Annotated in this window: 22 protein-coding genes; 2 read left to right on the top strand and 20 right to left on the bottom strand. The window is 33.6% G+C overall.

The genetic code is table 11. The features are described 5' to 3' along the window. Positions 1-15 precede the first annotated feature (15 nt). Positions 16-495 carry a cyclic pyranopterin monophosphate synthase MoaC gene (gene moaC, locus KA833_RS02735; protein WP_046208446.1) on the top strand — a complete coding sequence of 160 codons (480 nt, stop codon included), beginning with the start codon at positions 16-18 and terminating at the stop codon, positions 493-495. A 62-nt stretch (positions 496-557) separates the two neighbouring features. Here moaC and KA833_RS02740 read toward each other — a convergent pair whose 3' ends face one another. The 10 genes from KA833_RS02740 to KA833_RS02785 all read right to left on the bottom strand — a co-directional run bounded on the left by KA833_RS02740 (position 558) and on the right by KA833_RS02785 (position 10220). Then, positions 558-1058: a MogA/MoaB family molybdenum cofactor biosynthesis protein gene (locus KA833_RS02740; RefSeq protein ID WP_064209372.1), complete on the bottom strand. Its 501-nt coding sequence runs from the start codon at positions 1056-1058 to the stop codon at positions 558-560. Between the two features lie 11 nt (positions 1059-1069). Further along, positions 1070-2074 (bottom strand): ThiF family adenylyltransferase, encoded by a 1005-nt coding sequence (locus KA833_RS02745; RefSeq protein WP_210128037.1) that lies wholly within the window; start codon positions 2072-2074, stop codon positions 1070-1072. Between the two features lie 269 nt (positions 2075-2343). Then, positions 2344-3174, bottom strand: coding sequence for an MBL fold metallo-hydrolase (locus KA833_RS02750; protein ID WP_107365250.1), 831 nt, complete (start codon positions 3172-3174; stop codon positions 2344-2346). A 72-nt stretch (positions 3175-3246) separates the two neighbouring features. Next, complete coding sequence (locus KA833_RS02755; RefSeq protein ID WP_046208450.1) at positions 3247-3852, bottom strand: ATP-binding cassette domain-containing protein; 606 nt, start codon at positions 3850-3852, stop codon at positions 3247-3249. Beyond that, positions 3852-4523, bottom strand: coding sequence for a molybdate ABC transporter permease subunit (gene modB / locus KA833_RS02760; protein ID WP_210128035.1), 672 nt, complete (start codon positions 4521-4523; stop codon positions 3852-3854). Before modB ends, KA833_RS02755 begins: the two co-directional genes overlap by 1 nt. A 12-nt stretch (positions 4524-4535) precedes the next feature. Continuing rightward, positions 4536-5321, bottom strand: coding sequence for a molybdate ABC transporter substrate-binding protein (gene modA, locus KA833_RS02765; protein WP_070657888.1), 786 nt, complete (start codon positions 5319-5321; stop codon positions 4536-4538). 103 nt (positions 5322-5424) lie between these two features. Beyond that, the gene (gene galT, locus KA833_RS02770) at positions 5425-6918 is read right to left on the bottom strand and encodes a UDP-glucose--hexose-1-phosphate uridylyltransferase (RefSeq protein ID WP_210128033.1); all 1494 of its coding nucleotides are present in this window, start codon (positions 6916-6918) and stop codon (positions 5425-5427) included. 3 nt (positions 6919-6921) lie between these two features. Beyond that, complete coding sequence (galE, locus tag KA833_RS02775) at positions 6922-7914, bottom strand: UDP-glucose 4-epimerase GalE (protein WP_210128031.1); 993 nt, start codon at positions 7912-7914, stop codon at positions 6922-6924. 29 nt (positions 7915-7943) lie between these two features. Next, complete coding sequence (locus KA833_RS02780) at positions 7944-9104, bottom strand: galactokinase (protein ID WP_210128029.1); 1161 nt, start codon at positions 9102-9104, stop codon at positions 7944-7946. Between the two features lie 99 nt (positions 9105-9203). Continuing rightward, complete coding sequence (locus tag KA833_RS02785) at positions 9204-10220, bottom strand: LacI family DNA-binding transcriptional regulator (RefSeq protein ID WP_210128026.1); 1017 nt, start codon at positions 10218-10220, stop codon at positions 9204-9206. 166 nt (positions 10221-10386) lie between these two features. Here KA833_RS02785 and fdhD point away from each other — a divergent pair, with 166 nt between their 5' ends. Beyond that, the gene (gene fdhD / locus KA833_RS02790; protein WP_046208457.1) at positions 10387-11175 is read left to right on the top strand and encodes a formate dehydrogenase accessory sulfurtransferase FdhD; all 789 of its coding nucleotides are present in this window, start codon (positions 10387-10389) and stop codon (positions 11173-11175) included. Between the two features lie 325 nt (positions 11176-11500). On the opposite strand, the gene KA833_RS02795 is transcribed toward fdhD, so the two are convergent. The 10 genes from KA833_RS02795 to KA833_RS02840 form a co-directional block, all read right to left on the bottom strand. Further along, on the bottom strand, positions 11501-12253 hold the full coding sequence (locus KA833_RS02795; protein WP_046208458.1) for a GNAT family N-acetyltransferase: 753 nt from the start codon (positions 12251-12253) through the stop codon (positions 11501-11503). Between the two features lie 30 nt (positions 12254-12283). Then, positions 12284-12832, bottom strand: a complete 549-nt coding sequence (locus tag KA833_RS02800; protein ID WP_046208459.1) for a biotin transporter BioY — start codon at positions 12830-12832, stop codon at positions 12284-12286. Between the two features lie 193 nt (positions 12833-13025). Then, positions 13026-13943 carry an ABC transporter substrate-binding protein gene (locus KA833_RS02805; protein WP_046208460.1) on the bottom strand — a complete coding sequence of 306 codons (918 nt, stop codon included), beginning with the start codon at positions 13941-13943 and terminating at the stop codon, positions 13026-13028. A 600-nt stretch (positions 13944-14543) separates the two neighbouring features. Beyond that, positions 14544-15971 carry an SH3 domain-containing protein gene (locus KA833_RS02810; protein ID WP_210139448.1) on the bottom strand — a complete coding sequence of 476 codons (1428 nt, stop codon included), beginning with the start codon at positions 15969-15971 and terminating at the stop codon, positions 14544-14546. Further along, positions 15961-16434, bottom strand: coding sequence for a phage holin (locus KA833_RS02815; RefSeq protein ID WP_210139450.1), 474 nt, complete (start codon positions 16432-16434; stop codon positions 15961-15963). The genes KA833_RS02810 and KA833_RS02815 overlap by 11 nt, the downstream gene beginning before the upstream one ends. 69 nt (positions 16435-16503) lie before the next feature. Then, entirely contained in the window at positions 16504-18477 is a 1974-nt protein-coding gene (locus KA833_RS13980) for a BppU family phage baseplate upper protein (protein ID WP_210139451.1), read from the bottom strand. A 46-nt stretch (positions 18478-18523) separates the two neighbouring features. Beyond that, positions 18524-18922 carry a hypothetical protein gene (locus tag KA833_RS02825; RefSeq protein WP_210139452.1) on the bottom strand — a complete coding sequence of 133 codons (399 nt, stop codon included), beginning with the start codon at positions 18920-18922 and terminating at the stop codon, positions 18524-18526. Then, positions 18909-19331, bottom strand: coding sequence for a hypothetical protein (locus KA833_RS02830; protein ID WP_210139453.1), 423 nt, complete (start codon positions 19329-19331; stop codon positions 18909-18911). Before KA833_RS02830 ends, KA833_RS02825 begins: the two co-directional genes overlap by 14 nt. Positions 19332-19369: 38 nt before the next feature. Then, complete coding sequence (locus tag KA833_RS02835; RefSeq protein WP_210139454.1) at positions 19370-19543, bottom strand: XkdX family protein; 174 nt, start codon at positions 19541-19543, stop codon at positions 19370-19372. Beyond that, a complete protein-coding gene (locus tag KA833_RS02840; RefSeq protein WP_210139455.1) occupies positions 19543-19887 on the bottom strand; it encodes a hypothetical protein in 345 nt (114 codons plus the stop codon). The genes KA833_RS02835 and KA833_RS02840 overlap by 1 nt, the downstream gene beginning before the upstream one ends. Between the last annotated feature and the right edge of the window lie 3 nt (positions 19888-19890).

Below are 19890 nucleotides of genomic sequence, written 5' to 3' on the forward strand. Positions count from 1 at the left end.
ATTAGGAGGGATACTTTGACTGAATTCACCCATATAAACAAACAAGGAAATGCGAAAATGGTAGACGTCTCTGACAAAAACACAACAAAACGCTCAGCTACTGCGCATTCTAGTATTACGGTAAATCCAGCGATTTATAAACAAATCGTTGATCATACTAACCAAAAAGGGAATGTGCTTAATACTGCTCAAATTGCTGGTATTATGGCTGCAAAAAACACATCTGATATTATACCAATGTGTCATCCATTACCTTTAACTGGTATAGATATTACATTTGATTGGCAAGAAAAAACACAAGCATACACTTTAAATATACAGGCAACGGTCTCTACAACTGGAAAAACTGGTGTGGAGATGGAAGCGCTCACTGCCGCTTCAGCTGTAGCACTTACAGTTTATGATATGACAAAAGCGTTAGATAAAGGCATGGTCATTGGAGAAACTTATCTACTCTCTAAAACAGGCGGTAAATCTGGTGACTATCAAAGATAGTTGTCATAAATATTAATATGTAAGAAATAGAGTCCAACAAACTTAAAATGTTGGGCTCTAATTTATTTTGTAATCTCTTGCACTAAATGATTCAATTCTGGTTTAATGAGCTTATTTAATGCTAATTTAACTGCACCAGTAGAGCCTGGTATACTGAAAATCAATTTATTATTTACCGTGCCAGCAATTGCTCGAGATAACAACGCACGAGTCCCAACATCTTCTGTATAACTTAGATATCTAAATAATTCTCCAAATCCTTCAATTTCCTTCGTAATCAAACTGGAAACAGCTTCTATCGTTACATCTCTTTGTGCTATACCAGTACCTCCTGTGGTGATAATGACATCAATATCCTCTGCTAGCCAATGCTTTAATTGCTCAGTAATTACAGTTTGTTCATCTTTAACAATTTTATAATGTGATTCTGTAATCGTAACGTTTAATGTTGAAAGTAACTCTTTAACTAATTTACCACCTTTATCGGTTTCATAATCTCTTGTATCAGAAACAGTTAATACTGCACATCTAATATTTCTATCAAGCTTTACATTTGTATGCATATTAAACCTCCTTAGCCGAATAATTGGTTGATCAACGTTATCGCTTGTTGTGGATGAGTCATCCCATGAATTAATAATCTCCCGCCTTTAAAGCTAACAATTCTATGTTTTTTGTATTCAAAATGTAACATGTAAGGATTACGTTGATATGGTATTTCTTGTTGTTGTAAAAATGCTTCTAACATTTCCTGGGAAATTTCTGGGTTTTCATATTGAACAGTATCTCTGCCACATAAACTTGCAAATTGTCTTTGTGTTGTATTGAGATAAGGATATGTCGGTTGTGTACCACAAGTTGTACAAGCACTATCATGCAGTTTACTAAAGCCAAATGTAAAGTGTGTACCTTCCCAAATATCACCGTAAGTAACTTTAGTCGCTATTGTTGCGCCAGTTAATATTTTTAATGCATCTCTTAATTGTAAACTGGTCGTCATAGTGACTGCTGGCTGAATAACACCTACTGTATCACAAGTCATATTAATTGCAGGTAACTGTGGAACTAAACAGTTAAAACATGGTGTTTGTTTAGGTATAAATGTTGCTTCCACATAAGTACTCTGTACGACGCCACCGTAAATCCATGGTATGGTATTTTTATAAGCAAAATCATTAATCAATTGTCTTGTTTCAAAATTATCTGTAGCATCTAGTATAAGTTCAACATCTTGCGCATATGTTTCTAGGAATAATCGATCAACATGTGCAATGTGTATGTGCAAGTTCAGATTTTGACGTATTGCCATTAGATTTCGTTCTGCTGCGATTACTTTAGGTAACTTATCTACTGCATCCATTTCTGTATACATCGTCTGGCGCTGCAAGTTACTAAATTCAATATAGTCTCTATCGACAATCGTCAACTCACCTACACCAGCTCTCACAAGTCCTTCCGCAAGGTGTGTTCCTAAAGCACCCATACCTATAATTAGCACATGTGCATTCATAATTTTCTCTTGCCCAGATGTGCCTATATGCTTAAATAGCATTTGCCTTGAATAACGTTCTTCATTCACTATGAAATCCCTCACTTTGCGTCATTATTTTCATTATAAATCTTGGCGTTCTCTGTAACAACGGTTTGAATTCATTAATCAAAAATCATGTACACCACTTTTATTCATATTACCTAAAAGGCAAAATAAAAGAGTAGGTACAAAATCAAAACTAGATATTGATTTCATAGTCCTACTCTTTATCGCAAAACAGTTTCAAAAGATATAATGATACATTTATGGTGATTACTGATACTTTGATTTTTGGTATTAAAATCACTAATCATTATTTAAATTTGAATTTTCAATCCATCAAATGCAATGGTTGATTTTAAGCCATCTTCTTCTAATCGCTCTTCTAATTGTTTAATTTGTGCCTTCGTTAAACTTTCAGTAGCTTCAATATGAGTAAAATATGTATGCTTAGCATTAATAGTTTTAGCAATAGTCACACATTCATCAAATGTAACCTCTCCTAAAGCATTTAACATACCTTCTGGATGAATACGTTCATGAGTTATAGGATTAACTTCATTGCTACCAAAAGGTAAAATAGCAACATCAACATTTTTCAACTTCTCCGTTGGTCGAAAGCCTTTAATTTCATCTGGAATAATAAGTATACGTTTGGTATTTGTAGTTAAATAAAAACCAAACGCGAATTGCTCTGCTAATTGAATCCACTCTACCGTTGTGTCTTCAAAACTAATTTCTGCATCATTGTCAACAATTACTAGGTTAATTACGCCTAATGATTCTAAATATTGAACATATTCCCAACGCGCAAAATATGCTTTAAAATCTTCCACTTCTTGAGTTGTAATATAAACCGTTGTCGTTTTGGACTTAGGTACTTTGTGAATAAAATCAAAATTGAGTGTTTCCCATATCCTCATCCCCATCGTGTGATCTGGATGCCAATGAGAATAAATGCCATATTTTATATCATAAATTTTTGATTGTCTTAGTTGTTGAAATATATCTTCCGAAGTGTCGATTAGTAATTGTAAATCATGAATGAAGATACCAGGCCCTGTTCGTTTTTGTGCATCTTTATGCTGTGAAACTGATTGATAAAGTGTTGGTACACCCCCAGAAGTTCCTAAACATTCGATTATCATTGGATCACCCCCTACTTATTTATAAATGTGATTATAAATCTTACGCAACCTCTCATAAATTATAGTTGCATATCACCCAATATTAATAATTTCATGTGCCAGGACTTCTGCTTCATATTGAGAATGAGTAACAAAAATAATAGGTATATTCCATAATTTAAAGATTCGTTTTACTAACAAAATACTTTCTGCTTTTGTTGTATCATCTAAACTAGAAAACGGCTCATCTAGTAACATCAAGTCTGGTTTAGTACTTAATGTTCTAGCTAATGCAACACGTTGGGATTCACCACCAGATAAGCGTATTGGAAATTTATCCTTTAAGTGAACAATGTTTAATTGATTCATCAAATTGTCTATATGCTGTGAATACTGTGTCATAAAAGTGATGTTTTGAAACACAGTCATATTTGGAAATAATTGATAATCTTGAAATAAATAACCGATATTGCGTTTTTGAATTTTTACATCAACATTTGAAGTAGTATCTGTCAATATATGGTCGTTAATCTGTATATACGCTTGATCTGGTTGCTGTAGACCAGCAAGCATATTTAAAATTGTTGTTTTACCTATACCTGAAGGTCCTTTAATGGCATAAATTTTAGGTGTAGTATCATCTATTTTTACATGTAATTGTGTACTATTTAAAAGATGATTCAAAGATATATTAAGCATTAACGATCCTCCCGATAACCATCTTTATTCAATAGATTGATTGTACCAATTACAGTGATAGCAAATGCAACTAATACAATCACCCATAACCATGCTTGATTCTCTTTTCCCTGCTCTACTAAAAAATATATTTCTAAAGGTAACGTGTTGGTTTTATTAGGAATATAACCTGCTACCATTAACGTAGCACCAAATTCTCCAATTGCCCGTGCAAAACTCATCATTACACCAGCAAGTATTGAGCGCTTAGATAACGGTAAAACTAATTTCATAAAAATTTTATTTTCACTTGCACCCATCGTTCTTGCAGTATTCAACATTTTAGGATCTATACTCCTAAATCCTTGTACAGTATGCTGATACATCAGTGGAAAGCTGACAATGATGGAGGCTATTATGGCACCAGTTAAAGTAAATACAACTGGCAAATGTAATACATCGCTAAAAAATCTTCCAACCACACTATGTGGTGAAAATACAATCAGTAAAATAAAACCCATCACTGTCGGTGGTAACACAATTGGTAAGACAATGAAACTTTCTAAAAGTCTCGTTATAAAGCCACGACGCTTATACAACCATCTTGATATAAAAACACCTAGTATCGTAACGATAATCGTACTGATAATTGCAACCCTTAATGATATCCAAAACGGCGTGACATCTGGCATTTCTGCTACCCCCTATACTTTAAATTTATATTTTTTTAAAATTTCTTGCGCTTCATCTGTTTTTAAAAATTCAATCCACGCTGTTGCTAATTTTTTATCTGAAACTGTCGCTGACTTATATGTGATTGGCTGTTTTAATTTAGCGGTTTGAATTTCTTTTACGTTACTATCACCATTTTTTTGACTTTGATATAAATCTGTTTTATAAACATAACCTAATTGAGCATTACCTTTTTCAACATAATTTAATACTTGTCGCACGTCTTTTGCAAAAACTAAATGCGGTTTAACATCATCATACAATTGATGATCTTTTAAGTATTGCTCAGCATATTTCCCTGCAGGCACAGATTTAGTCTCGCCGATAGCTAATTTTTCACCTTGTTTTAAATCAGACACATTCTTATATGTACTATTAGTTTCACCTATAAGCACTAAGTCATTTTGTGCGTATTCATATTTATTTTGAGCTTGCTTACCTAAAGCATCTACATCTTTTGTATTTGCAGACATAAATACATCTACAGGTGCCCCTTTTTCTATTTGTTGTCTCAATGCGCCTGACCCACCATAATTAAAGGTGATTTTAGCATTTTTATGTTTTTTGTTAAATGCTCGTTCTAAATCTTTAGTGACATCTGTTAAACTTGCTGCAGCTGAAATATGTATTTCTTTCTTATGATCATCCTGAGTGCTAGCATCTTTTTCGCTCTGCTTCTTATCGCTATTAGAGCATCCAGTTATTAATATACATGCCATAATCGTTGCAATCATTAAAAATTTCCAAGTGTTTTTCATTTGATTGTCTCCTTTTTCATATAATTATATGCCTATTTATTTCAAAAAAAAAGAGCGTATACAAAAGTAAAAGGTACTTCGTATAGCTCAATTTTCAAAATATTTATTGTAACGATGCTATAAATGTTTTAAATGCACTTTGGCCTTGTGATGTGTTTTTAAATACACCTGCGTCTTCAAGTACACGTTTGAATTTGAAACCAAGTTCTTTTTCAATAATTTCATTTACGCTTTTCTCATGAATATCATATCGTTGTGTCATGTCTTCTGCCCATGGTTGATGTATGCTTGGCACTTGTTGTTGTTCACCTAATAAAAATGCTTTAACCTGTTGTAATTCTTGTTTTAATCTACCAGGCAAAATGGCAGTCCCCATTACTTCTATTAATCCAATGTTTTCTTTCTTGATATGTTGAACGTCTTGATGGGGATGAAATATACCATCTGGATATTGTTCCGATGTTTGATTGTCTCTTAAAACAATATCAAGTTCATATTGTTGTTCCCTATAACGGGCAATCGGCGTTACAGTATGATGACGCTCACCATTTTTACTGTATGCTCTTATATCTACAGTTTCATCTGAATAACTATTCCATGCTTTTCTAATAAATTCTGCCGCTGCCACCAAATCATTTTTATCTTCGCTTTTCAAACGAATAACACTCATAGGCCAATACAATGTAGAAGCCGTTACTGTTGAAAATTGTTTTAAGTTAAAATTGTTCATTTCCTTAGCATTATCCATCGGAAATGTGTGTCTACCCGATTGATAATGATTGTGTGTCAATATTGAACCGCCAACAAGCGGAATATCTGCATTTGAACCAATAAAATAATGCGGAAATTTATCTACAAAATCCAACAGTTGTACAAATGTTTGCTTATCTATCTTCATAGGAACATGTGATTGAGATAACACAATACTATGTTCTTTGAAATAGGCATATGGAGAATATTGAAATCCCCATTGTTCTTGTCCTAAGTTCAATCTGATGATACGGTGATTTGTTCTCGCTGCTTGTATTACAGACCCTTTAAAACCTTCATTTTCCATGCATAGTGCACATTTAGGATAATCTGTTGCAGGCGCTTCTTTCGCTTTGGCAATTTGTTTAGCATCTTTTTCTGGTTTGGATAAATTGATTGTTATTTCCATATCACCATACTCACTTGCTGTGTTGAAATTTATATTATGCGCAATTGCATCTTCTTTCACATAATGATTGCGTTTGGTTATGTTATAAAAATAGTCTGTCGCTTTCTTTGGACTCTGTTGATATAATTCATAAAACTTATGGTTCAGTACAGATGGTCGTGGTGTGATTAAATCTAATATTTGTGCTTCAATGATTTCTTTGCTATATAAAGCGTCATCTATACATTTCGCATTGATTGCTTCTTGAATCCAATATTGCGTTATCTCAAGCGCTGTAGTCTCAGAATTAAATTTGGAAGATGTTGTGTCCTCTATGCCTGAAGCATTTAAAATACTCAGCAATCTATTTTGAATATAAATGGCATCTTCCACTTCATAATCTCCATGTGCTATAGCGTGAGATACAAATAGTTGGACAGCGTAGTGATTCAATAACATCCATTATACCTCCTGATACCCGTTGGGGTGCTTTTCATGCCATTGCCAAGCAGAACCAATAATATCGTGTATATCATCATGTTTAGGTTTCCATCCTAATACTTCCTGTGCTTTATTACTTGATGCAATTAATTTGCTAGGATCTCCAGCTCTTCTTTCACCAACAACTGCGTTTATTGTTTTACCTGTGACTTTTCTTGCTGCTTCTAAAATTTCAAACACTGAATAACCTTGGCTACTACCTAAGTTAAACGCACCTGATTCTCCACCATTTTTTAAATGTTGAAACGCTAAAATATGCGCATCTATTAAATCAACGACATGTAAATAATCTCGTATGCAAGAGCCATCTTCCGTATCATAATCATCACCAAAAACAGTTAGTTCATCTCTTTGCCCTAACGCTACTTGTAATACAATTGGGATTAAATGTGTTTCAGGTCTATGATCTTCCCCTATTATGCCGTGTTCTTTAGCGCCTGCAACATTAAAGTATCGGAGTGCAGCAAAATTCACACCATATGCTTCATGACACCAATGCATCATTTTTTCCATCATTAATTTACTTTCACCATAAGGACTTGTTGGTGTTTTAGAATCATTTTCTGTAATTGGCACAGAGTCAGGTTCACCATATACAGCTGCTGTTGATGAGAAAACAATATGCATGACATCATGGTCATACATCATTTCTAACAATACTTGTAGACCATTAACATTATTATTAAAATATGTTAATGGTTTCTCTACAGATTCACCAACTAATGAGTATGCGCAAAAATGAAATACACCTTCAATATTTTCACTATTAAATACATTTTCTAAAAATGCTTTATCACGAATATCACCTTCGTAAAATTTCGCTTTATTGTGTATTGCTGCTTTATGTCCAGTGCCTAAATTATCTACAACTACAACATCATAGCCTCTATGAATTAATTGGTCTACGGCATGGCTTCCAATATAACCTGCGCCACCTAATACTAATACGCTCATGGAAAAATCCTTTCTTTTTCAAATTTATTTTAAATTGTTTTTACACCATCACTAATGCCCACATGATAAAACGATGGCTCATAGCCGATTTTTTCTATATATTTATTTGAGACTTCATCTTCTAGTGCTTGAATTTGATTTTTGTGCACTAAAGCAATTGCACATCCTGCAAAGCCAGCACCAGTCATTCTTGCACCGAGTACGCCTTCCACTTGTTGCGCAGTTTCCGCCAATGTATCAAGCTCAATACCTGTTACTTCATAATCATCTTTTAATGAGGCGTGCGAATCATTTAATAAATGGCCAAATTTTTCAAAATCATTAACAGATAATGCTTGATAAGCAAGTTTCGTACGTTCATTTTCTGAAACAGCGTGTTTTGCTCTTTTGCGTTTCACATCATCTTTAATAAGCATTTGATGTTTTTCAAATTGTTCACTTGTTAATTCACCTAAAGACTCAATATTTAATTTTTGTTGTAATGATGACAGTGCAGATTCACATTCACTTCTCCGTTCATTATATTTACTTTCAGTTAATGAGCGACGTTTATTGGTATTCATGATGGATATGACATAGTCTCCAAACTTAGCAGGTACATATTCATAATCTAACGTTGCAGTATCTAGTAATATGGCATGTTCTGCTTTCCCCATACCTATAATGAATTGATCCATAATCCCTGAGTTGACACCCATAAATTGATTTTCAGTACGTTGCCCTATCTTAATAAGTTCTAATCTCTCTAAATTCAAGTTAAATAACTGCTTTACCAACCAACCAGTTAGTAATTCGATTGATGCAGAAGATGAAAGGCTCGCGCCGTTTGGAATATTACCTTCTACCAAAATATCAAAGCCTTGATTAATTTCTGAAAAAGCTTCTACTAAATATTTAATAACACCTTTCGGATAATTCGCCCAATCATGCTCTTTATGAAAATCTAAATGTTCTAAGTCGAAGGAAATCATACCAACCGTTTCAAAATTATTAGAATATAGGCGAACCAATTTATCTTTTCGTTTAACTGCTAAACCATACGTACCTAATTCAATTGCTGCTGGAAACACATATCCCCCATTATAATCAGTATGTTCTCCTATTAAGTTAATTCTTCCTGGTGCAAATGCACTCACTTCAGGCTTCACGTCAAATAAACTTTCGAATTTCTCGCGCATAGCTTCTAACATAACGTCCCACTCCTTTAAAAATCGATATACACAAAAATCAAACCCCTTAGTAAACTTAAATAAAGTTTACTTGTTTACTAAATGTTTTGTCAATACACTTCACTTATTAACTTTAAAAGTCATCCTTTCTTTCAGTTGTGCTTCTGCAATTACATGAATAGCAATTTTCCTTGTTTTATTTATTCTCTCTTCTGCCATTCTTACTGCTATTTTTCCGAAGTCGTCTATCGGTATATGTACGCTACTTATAGAAGGAACCGCATACTGAATCACTTCCAAATCGTTAAAACTTATCAATTTGATATCATCAGGTAAAGTGTATTTTTTTAGTTGTAGTTGTTGCAATATGCCTAAAGCGATCATATCGTTACCTGCGATAAAAACTTGAGGTAGATGTTGATTTTGTAATACTTCGTTTACTGCATTTATACCATCTTCTTTATGCCAACCATTCATTAATACTTTACCTTTTCTTTGGTGCTTATTACACCAATCATTGAATGCGATATACCGTTTATCTTCAAAATTTTGATTATTTAGTGTTGGCATGCCTGCAAGGTTTTTTATTGTATGAGTACCACCTACGTAAACAATATCGTTTAATTCTGAATGATCTATATCATCTAATAGTTGAGTCATTGCATCATATAAATCCGAATACACTGCATCAACTGATTTAGGCGTGTTAGGGTTATTAATAACCACAATATTCTGATTGTAACTCTGCAATTCTAGAATAGCTTCTGCAGCAAAATTACCTACAACAATAATTGCGCCAGCTTTGGCTATTTTAGTAAAGTCAATCGCATCATGTTCTCCATCAATGCGAAGTGTTCTTTTTAATGATAGATTTAAACGTTTTACTTCTGCTTCAATAGCTAATCTAATCTCACGATAATACGGATCAGACATTTCTTTGGCTCTTGATGCATAAGTAATAATTTGTATGCTTTTATTTTTTCTTTCAGCTTTTTTATATTGAAAATTTTCTGCTATGTCGTATATTCTTTTTCTCGTTTCTTCCGAGACAGATAAGGTGGGATCATTATTTAATACGCGGGAAACCGTTCCTGGACTCACCCTTGCTTCTTTCGCAATATCTCTTATACTAGCCATTTGCCGGATCACCTCTCACTATTGTGTTTACTATAAGTTTACTTCTAAGTTTGGTATATATCAAACAAATATTGCAGTTAAGCTTTTGGATATAAATGCAATTTATTTTTTTGCAACAAAAAATACGCTAAAATAGATAGTGAATAGGAACTGGGGGATAAATACTATGAACGAAGATGTTTTAACAAACCAACATATTGTTAGATATGAAGAAGGTAAACTTATTGAAACAACAGATCACTATGTCACAGAATTCCCACTGACGATTATGGTCAATGGTGAAGAATTTGCAACGGTCATTTGCAGTCCAAATCATATGAAAGAATTAGTACTAGGTTTTTTAGCTTCAGAAGGTGCTATTTTAAAAAGTGATGATTTGAAATCAATCCAAATTGATGATAGTAAAGGCTTTGCACATGTCGAATTAACCAAATCACTTAATGACCGGTTTGAATATTCTACTAAACGGATGATTGCATCTTGCTGTGGTAAGAGTCGTGAATTTTATTTCCACAATGATGCTGCAATAGCTAAAACATCAATGTCTAAAATTAAACTCACCCCTCACCAAGTCCTTAACATGATGACACGTTTACAAAGTGCAAGTAAAATTTTCAAACAAACTGGTGGATTGCATAATGCTGCCATCAGTGATGGAGAGGCATTTTTTGAACATAGACAAGATATAGGTAGACATAATGCCTTAGATAAACTTTATGGTTATTGCATACAACATCATATACCTGTGCGAGATAAAGTATTAATATTTAGTGGGCGTATATCTTCCGAAATCCTTATTAAAGCTGCGAAAATTGGCGTTGGTGTGATTTTATCTAAATCCGCACCAACCACATTAGCTGTAACACTTGCCAATGATTTAAATATTACAGCAATTGGTTTTATTCGGGATGGTAATTTTAATGTTTATAGCCATCCAGAGCGCATAATATCATAATGTGTTAAACGCCCTTTACATCATAAAAATACCAAATTAAAGACAAATCTTAAGTGATGATTCACCTGAGGTTTGTTTTTTTTATCTATTAAATGATGCGCTTTGATAAAAGTATCTACACTCATTCAAAATTAATAATGTATTTAATGTTGGATGTGGGTTAACGCTATTACTTACAAAAAACATCAGCCAAATATTACACCATAAAACAGTACCTTCAGAAAATATGCATAAAAAAATGTCGACAAAGTTAATGGCTTTGTCGACAGTATAGTACGCTCACGTTGCGAGCATATTTTTTAATTAAAGTAAAAATGAGGCTTTTTCAAATATCTTCTTTTACAATGTGATAACAAAAACTGATAAAAACATAACCTTGCTTCACGTACATATCTTTAGCACTATCTTCTCCATCGGCGATCAAAATCAATGGTTTGGGCATGGCTAATTCTGCAGCAAAACTTTGCATCACACTACCGACGCCTTGTCTTTGATGGCATGTTAAAACACCAAATCCATCAATTTCCACAGTTGTCTCATCTATGATCAAATCTAATATACCAGCTGGAACACCCTGCCTATATGCTATAAGACGTGTTTTAGCATCATTAATATATTGATTTTTAATCATATTTGTACTTTCTTTAACATACCCCTCACCATATGGTGCTGCAAATTGACTATGAACACTAATATAATCATCTATAGTATGCGCATCCACTACTTTAACTTCTACTTCAGAGTCTATATACTTTTTGAATTTTTGAGGTTCAATCGCATATAACTCCATGAGTCCTAATTCAAATTGCTCTTGGCTAATTAATCCTAACCATTGTTGGTCTAATGCTACGTTTTCCGGAAAAGTAAAAGTTAAATGATTAGAGTTTTGTTGCTTATGAAAATCAGTTTGTGTAGCTATATCCGCTTTCCATTGTTGAATTGAAGGCATTTGTTTATACACCCATTTATTTGCATCAAATATTAAAGGCATTTGAGGAGTTAAATAAATAGTTTTATATGCATCTTCAACGTAAACATTCCCAGGTTGGAAAATATTACTCAAAGTTATGTTCACCATCATTTCTCCTCCTCTTTGTCTCAATTAATTCTACTTAAGTAATTGCTTGAATCGACTATGGTTTAACATGATATTGCCTATTAAACTAGCAATTAGCGCTTTAATAACATCTCCTGGCATAAAGACAAAAGATAACATGATTGATTTAGAAATTGGCAAATTTGTAATAAGTCCCATTATAATCGTACCCACAACATCTAACAAAACGACACCTATCAATACAGTTGTTATTAATAATACAATAAAGTTGATCTTTTTCAAATATAAGTCTCTTACAAGACCAATAAGATATGTAATAACAGGGTACATAAATAAAAAACCTGCTGATGGTCCTGCAAAAACACCAATACCACCACGGCCACCTGATAACAATGGTAATCCAGCAACAACTAAAAGTAATAAAACAACGACACTCAATGTGCCATATTTACGACCTAATAAAATGGCAGCTAGAAATATACCGATATTTTGTAACACAATTGGTACAGGCATTATGGGTAATGGTATTGCAGGTACAAAACCTAAAACTGCAATAATAGCAGTCATTAAAGCAGTATAAACTAAATATTTCGTTGACATCATCAAACCTCCTTCGATGAAAAAATTATACCACAAATGTAAACTGTTAAAAATAAAAAGTTTACAATTTAAATTTATAATCTTTTTCTAAACAAAAAAACATGAGCTTGAGACATCTTTGCTTTGTCACACGCTCATGTTTTATTTTAGTGATATTTATTTAAATCTCTAAAATACTACTGTAAATAATAGATTATGAATTCGTTTTTAAAAATTTCTCTTTCAAATCTTTTCTCATATACTCCAATGTATAAGGGTCGTTGTACCAATAAGTTTCTGCTTGCACTTCTATAACATGATTATTTTTAACTGCAGATAAGTTGTTCCATAGATCAGTTTTTTTATAACCTGGTTTTGATTTACCCTCACTCGTGGAAACGATATAATCGCCAGCATAATCCGCTAGTTTTTCTTGTTTAATTTCAGCCCAGCCTTCTTTTTTAACTAACTCATTGAGTTTGTTAGGCATCTTTAATCCAAATGCTTGGTACATAACTTCTCCTCCACGTCCCCAGTTAGGTCCGTAAGTGTAAAGTTTTTTATCAAATTCATCAAAAATTGACACTGTTGTATCTTCACCAATTTTCGCTTTGATTGCTTCACCATCTTTTTCAGTTTGTGATTTCCATTTTTCTTCCCATTTTTTTACTTTATCTTCTTTTCCAAGTAGTTTACCTAATTGTCTTTGTTGATCTAAATATTTATGTTTACCATAATCGTAAACAACAGTCGGTGCAATTTTCTTATACTTTTTAATGTTTTTATCTGTAGAGTAAGCTACGATCAAATCTGGTTTTGTTTTTGCAACTTTTTCAACATCATTTTCTCCAACTTTTTCAACATCTTTAAATTTATCTTTTAAAATATGACTGTTATCGACTTGCTCATTGACAGCTACAATTTTACCTCCTAAATATTTTATTCCGCCTGCGTATGTAGGTGCAACAACTGCAATACGTTCAGGATTTTTAGGTATATCAATTTTCTTTCCGCTATCTAATGTATAAGCTTTTGTGTCTTCTTTGTTACTATCTGAGCCGCTTTCAGATTTTTTGCCGCAAGCTGCTAATATTAGAACCATTATAATTATTGGAAATATTAATTTTTTCATAAGTCTCCTCCATTGAAAATGATTATCATTACCATTGAATTATATAATGATTATAAAATTTGTACAATAGAAAACCTAAAATTTTTATTATTTTAAAAAATAAAAAAAGGAATGAGTTAGAAAATCAACTTTAATCATTGATTTCATATACTCATTCCAATATAAATCGTTTATTCAAAGATTTCATTGACTATAAAGACAAGCCATGTTCTCGGCATTTATTTAAAGTGGCCTAATACACTATGCGCAATATTAGTATAGGCCATGTCTTCCATCGGTATTGTAAAGGTGGTATCAGTGAAATATTGCAACTCAAAAAGGTTGATATAGAGCCATTTTAAATTTGAAAAATATTGAAAATCATAAAAATTAATACAAAATGGTATCAAAAGTGGTATCAATAAATTAAAAATACCCACCTTAATTGGTGGGTTTATTTATGTAAAAAATAACCACCCAGTGACATGTGTGGGTGGTGGATATAAAAACTATTTGGAAAAGGCATTATACATGTAAATAAATTATAACATAAAAAACAGGGCAAGCACCGCTATATGCCTACCCTAGTATGATTACGTGGTATCTACATTATACCACACTTTATGAAATTGTTCCCCATAATGGACCTACACCATGATTAGGTGGAGCTACACCATTCCACGTTCTAATAGGAAGATAGTAAGTTTTACCGTTCCAATCATATGAAATCCAAACATGGCCATCTTGCAGCATTACTTCTTTGTATGGTGGAGTATATCCTCCAGGTTGAAAGTCATAAGCATACGGACAACTTCTAAATGGACCAACAGTACGAACTGCGATTGGAGAGTTACCGTTTGTGAATACTGCCTTCTCGCTCATATACCATGTACCATAACTGTTACGTTTCCATGCACCAGCTACAGTTGACTTAGTATTACTTGCAGAACTTGTACCTTTAGCAACGGATGCTGTAGGTACTTTGCCTGCTTGGTAAGCTCTAATTTGCTTAATGAAATAGTCTTTAAGTTTAAGTTTAATTGCTTGTGAAGGCACACCTTGTGTTACTGGATCAAATCCAGTATGCAATTTCATAGATCGATGTGGACAGCTAGTTTGTGAAAATTCCATATGAAGTCTCACTGTATTACGATTAGCTTTTAATCCCCATTTGTTTAATAATCTCGCAGCTTCTTGGAACGCTGCCTGCTCATTGGCAAGAAATACTTTATCACTTGCACCAATAGATTGACATATTTCAATACCATATGAATTTTTATTACCGTTCTGATTAGCTGTATGCCACGCTATACGCCCTTCTGGTAATGCTTGGTATACTGTATTTCCACTAATATAAGAATGCGCTACACCAGCCTCTAAACGAGATAGAGGGGCATTAACTAATCCACGATGATATGCCTCTGCAGTAGCTCCTACGCTACCTGCATCATTGTGTAACGTTATTGAAGTTGGTTTATATCCACGATTAGGTAAACGATAACCTTTCACTTCATCTCGAATATAAGTTAATTTCTTCATTTTCTTTTTAGCCGTTGTTTTCTTCTTAGTAGTATTTTTAGTAGCAGATTGTGCAGAAACTTTTTTCGCGCTCTCTGATTTATAATACGGTCTGATAAACCACATAGGATTGTCGTAACTTTTAGTTCTTTTAGTAGCTACTTCAGTTTTATTCAATCCACCCCCTAGCCAATTCTGCTCGATTACAACAAAACTGTTTAATGTGGCAGAAATAACAACTGCTACATGTCCGTATCCTCCACCATAGTTACGGTTCCAAACGACAACGTCACCAGGTTTGGCTAAAAACGATGGCGTGTTTTGATAAACTTTAGCTTCATTGGTAAAGTCGTTTACATTCGGTATGTCTGCAGCACCTGCACCTTTTAAGCCGTGACCGAATAGTTGATACCAATAGTAGTTGACACTGTCGAAACATTGCCATCCTGCATAATTATCAAAATCGTACCCTTTTCCTTCTTGTGATTTAACATAAGCAACAGCTTCTTTTTTTGTTAATTTAGCGACCATCTTCTTCACTCTCCTTTAATACTTCATCATCGTGGTAACGACTAGCGCCACGTGGCAATTCTTCATCATATTCATAATCTGCAACATCAAATTCTACTTCGTCGGTATCATCGGTAAATGGTTCAGATGTATCAAATTCTGTAGGTGTTAATTCTTTTCGTTCTGGTGTGACTTTTTCATCACTAGCCACTTTCTGATACTCCACTGGATTTTCATTTTCATCGCGTGGTTTAGCGTAAGTTTTTGCAATGCCGCTGTCTTTTACGCCCTTACTTGTAGGATCTACAACAACACCTAAACCGACTAACAATGTAATTACTGCACCCACTAAGCCACTAATTTGTTCAATCTGTGCAGATAAATCAATGCCAAACGCTTCCGTTATTTGCTTAATGAATAGTAAAATCGCACCCACAATAGCTGTAAGTGTTGCTTTATTTTTTAGTCTTAATATAAAATTCATAGTTTACCTCCATAATAAAAAGCCACCCCGTTAGGAGTGACTTGATAATTTAATATTTTATTTCTTAATTTATACTGTTTCTTGTGGCTCTATCAGTAAGCAGTTATCAATTGTTGAAACAGCATTTTGACTTGTAGCTGTGACAACTGAATAATCACTGCCACTAGATATGCAATTCACTAAAAACATTTTAGAAGATCCTAAATTTCCGTTTTTAAAATTTGAGTTTGATACAGTTTGTTTTGTAGCTTTTGAATTGTGTGCGTAAACGCCTATATTCACTGACACTGCACCTTCATTAACATCTATTACATTAGGACCTACATTATTCCAATATTCTCCACCTATTCTTAAAATCTTTCCACCATCGTGCATTGTAGAACCATTGTTTTGATCTTCACCATCTCTACCATTATTAAATGACTTACAATTCAATTCTATTCCTTTAGGCAACTTACCATCATGGCTGTGATAATTAAACCCGTCCCTTGTTGCCCACATTGAATTACAATTTTGTAGTTCAAAGTAAACATCGCCTTTAATACTAACGGCATTATCGCTAGTACCATAAGCAAAATTACAATCTTTCGCATAAAGTTCTCCGGGAATTGAGTTTTCAAATAACAAAGTGTTGGTGAAATTTATATTTTCTAAATATACTTTGTTTTTATCGTTTAATTTCAATGCATTGTTCCACATATTTAATAATATTTTTTCATTTGGAGTTCCAGTATGTTTAGGATTAACATATATAGTGTTTCCGCTACCAATAAAATAAGAAGATTTATTTTTTTCAACGTCTTCAATACTATTCATTTTTTTGTAAAATATTGGTGATTCGTAACCATCATTTAAATCTATTATTTCTATTACAGCAGAAGCTACTGTAGAGTATACATTGTTCTTGTCAGGCACAGGAGTCCATTGTTGACCTTCTCTATGTGCGCCTAAATAAACTTCTCCGTCACCTATAAGGTTGAAAGAAGCATTTTCCCACCTTACAGATGTTCCACCTTCTCCATTACTCCAACCGTAAACACCACTTTTTATTACGATTTCATCAACAGGGTCAAGTCTAAATGCTCTATTTAGTGTTTTAAGCGGTTTATTTTCAGAACCATCATTCATATTATCGCCATTTATAACATCAACATAATAACGACTAACAACTTTATTTTTTCTATTTGTAACGTTGTAATCTACTTTGGCGGTACCATTTAAAGCAGTCATAATATTGAATGGCGGTTTAATATTCAGTATTTCGGGAACTTTATACTCGCTTAATGAACCATAAAGTCTATTATATAAAACATTTTGTAAGGCTATATCGTCCACGCCTTTTCCGGTGGTCCCTTTTTCACCTTTATCACCTTTAGGTCCTTGAATCCCTTGTTCACCTTTTTCTCCTTTGGGTCCTTGCACACCTTGTGGTCCTTGTTCCCCAGTGTTTCCTTTAAGTCCGCGTTCACCTTGAACACCTTGCTCGCCTGTATCACCTTTAGGTCCTTTGTATAATTCTGGCTTGCTATCTAAATGGTTAATAACATTTTCATTTAATCGGTTTTCAAAATCATCACCCAATAATTCAATTGCACTTACTTGTACTATTCTACGAATGGACTCATCAACTAAATTAAAACTCAATTCTTTTCTTATTGGTTCTTCTGTTCCGCTATCAACAATTGTGAAATTAAAATTAGCTACATGTATAGATTCTGTTTCATTTTCTAAAAGAAATTTTGCTTTAACTTTACCTACGTGCTTAATTACATTACTTGGTATCTTGTACTGAATTACACCACTTTCTGGTATAACTACCTCTACTTTTTCACCTTCGAATATCGAACCGTCTTGCATAAACAAACTTAAAACGGGATCCATATTTATTTTATTCAAATTAATAGGGTGGTTATTCCATTTAACAAAAATTCGTATGGATGCTGTTTGTTCATCTTCTGTGTAGAAATTAGCGTTGATATTACCTAATTCTACAGTTCTTTCATTAATGTTAGCTTGTACATCTTTATTTTTAAATATAGCCATTTAAACACTCCCTTGTATAATAAAAAGCCGACACATGAGCGCCGACTTATTTAAAGAAGATGTTTGCTACCAAAGAGATAAGCGGGACCAATACAACCCCTGCAAATCCCAACCAGTAGCCAATTACTTCTCTGTTACCTTTTGCTTCTGCCTCTACAGTTCCTTGCAAAGTTTTAATTTCTTTCTCATGACTTTTTGTTTCATATTCTAAATCAGTTACCCTAGTCCCTACTGTTGATAATGATTCACTCATTTTTTCTAAGTGTTTCTCTGACCTAGATTGTGATTCAAATGCTTTCTCTTGCAATAATGTCTGTCTATCTACTTTATTCAACAAACTGTTAAAATTGTCTGTGTGTTTGTTATCTACTTCGTTTATGCGTTCGTGTATCTTGCCCCTTGATTTCTCCCATTCGTGTCTCAATACATATTTATCTTCGTCCATAAATACCCAAACCACCTAAAAATCCGACAAATCCTAACCATGCCGTCATGATAAGCATTTGCGCCGGCGTTAGCCAATTAAGCGCATTATACACAGCTGCCGATGACATTAAGAAGTGTATGATGGCACTTCCTAACCCACCTATTAACATAAAGTAATTCGAAGTATTTTTTACAGATCGTTTGCCGAAAAACAAACTTGATAAAATCAGACAAGTACCGAATATAAGTAGTAACAAACCCCAAATCCAAATAGGCATAACGTCATTTAACGCTTGATAAAAAGCACTCTCTTTAGTTACATTTTCGGGACTTACGAACCAGTAGAGACCGCGTGCATCTACAAACGTGCCTAATCCAAATAAAGATAATGTGGCTAGTTTATCACGTATTGTAAAATTTTCGTTCATGCATTCACCCACTTTCTATAAAATAAAAGGTCACTAAATTAATAGTGACCTTCTGGTATTCCATCTTCTTTATCATCTTGATATTCTTCATTAGTGATTCTTGTGTAATCCTCTTTAGTTAAACATCCTAATTCGACGTAGGTTTGTATATCTTCATTTGTATAACAATTAATGTCGTAAAAATATTTAATACTTTCAAATGTTGGCCACATTATTCAACACTTCCTTTAAGTTTAGAAATCTCAAGCATAGCGTTTGCTAGTTCTTCTTGAGTTTCTCTTAATTGTACATTTCCTTTAGCAATTTGCATTTGTAATTGTGAAACTATGAGTTCTAAAGGGTCGGGTTTAAGCAAGTTGACATTGTCGTCATTTGCTGTAGCACCATACCACTTTTCCCCATCAAATTTACGTGGTGGATAAAGATTGCTAGGTGGCATGATTTCTGTATACTGATACACACCTTGTTCTTTTAAATCTTTTTCTGATAAACTTCCATCTTCATTAGTTAATACTAAATAAGGATTTCCGTTATAATCAAATACTTGCTTATACATTCA

The sequence above is a fragment of the Staphylococcus sp. GDY8P67P genome, from assembly GCF_017892545.1.
GTDB classification, from domain to species: domain Bacteria; phylum Bacillota; class Bacilli; order Staphylococcales; family Staphylococcaceae; genus Staphylococcus; species Staphylococcus ureilyticus.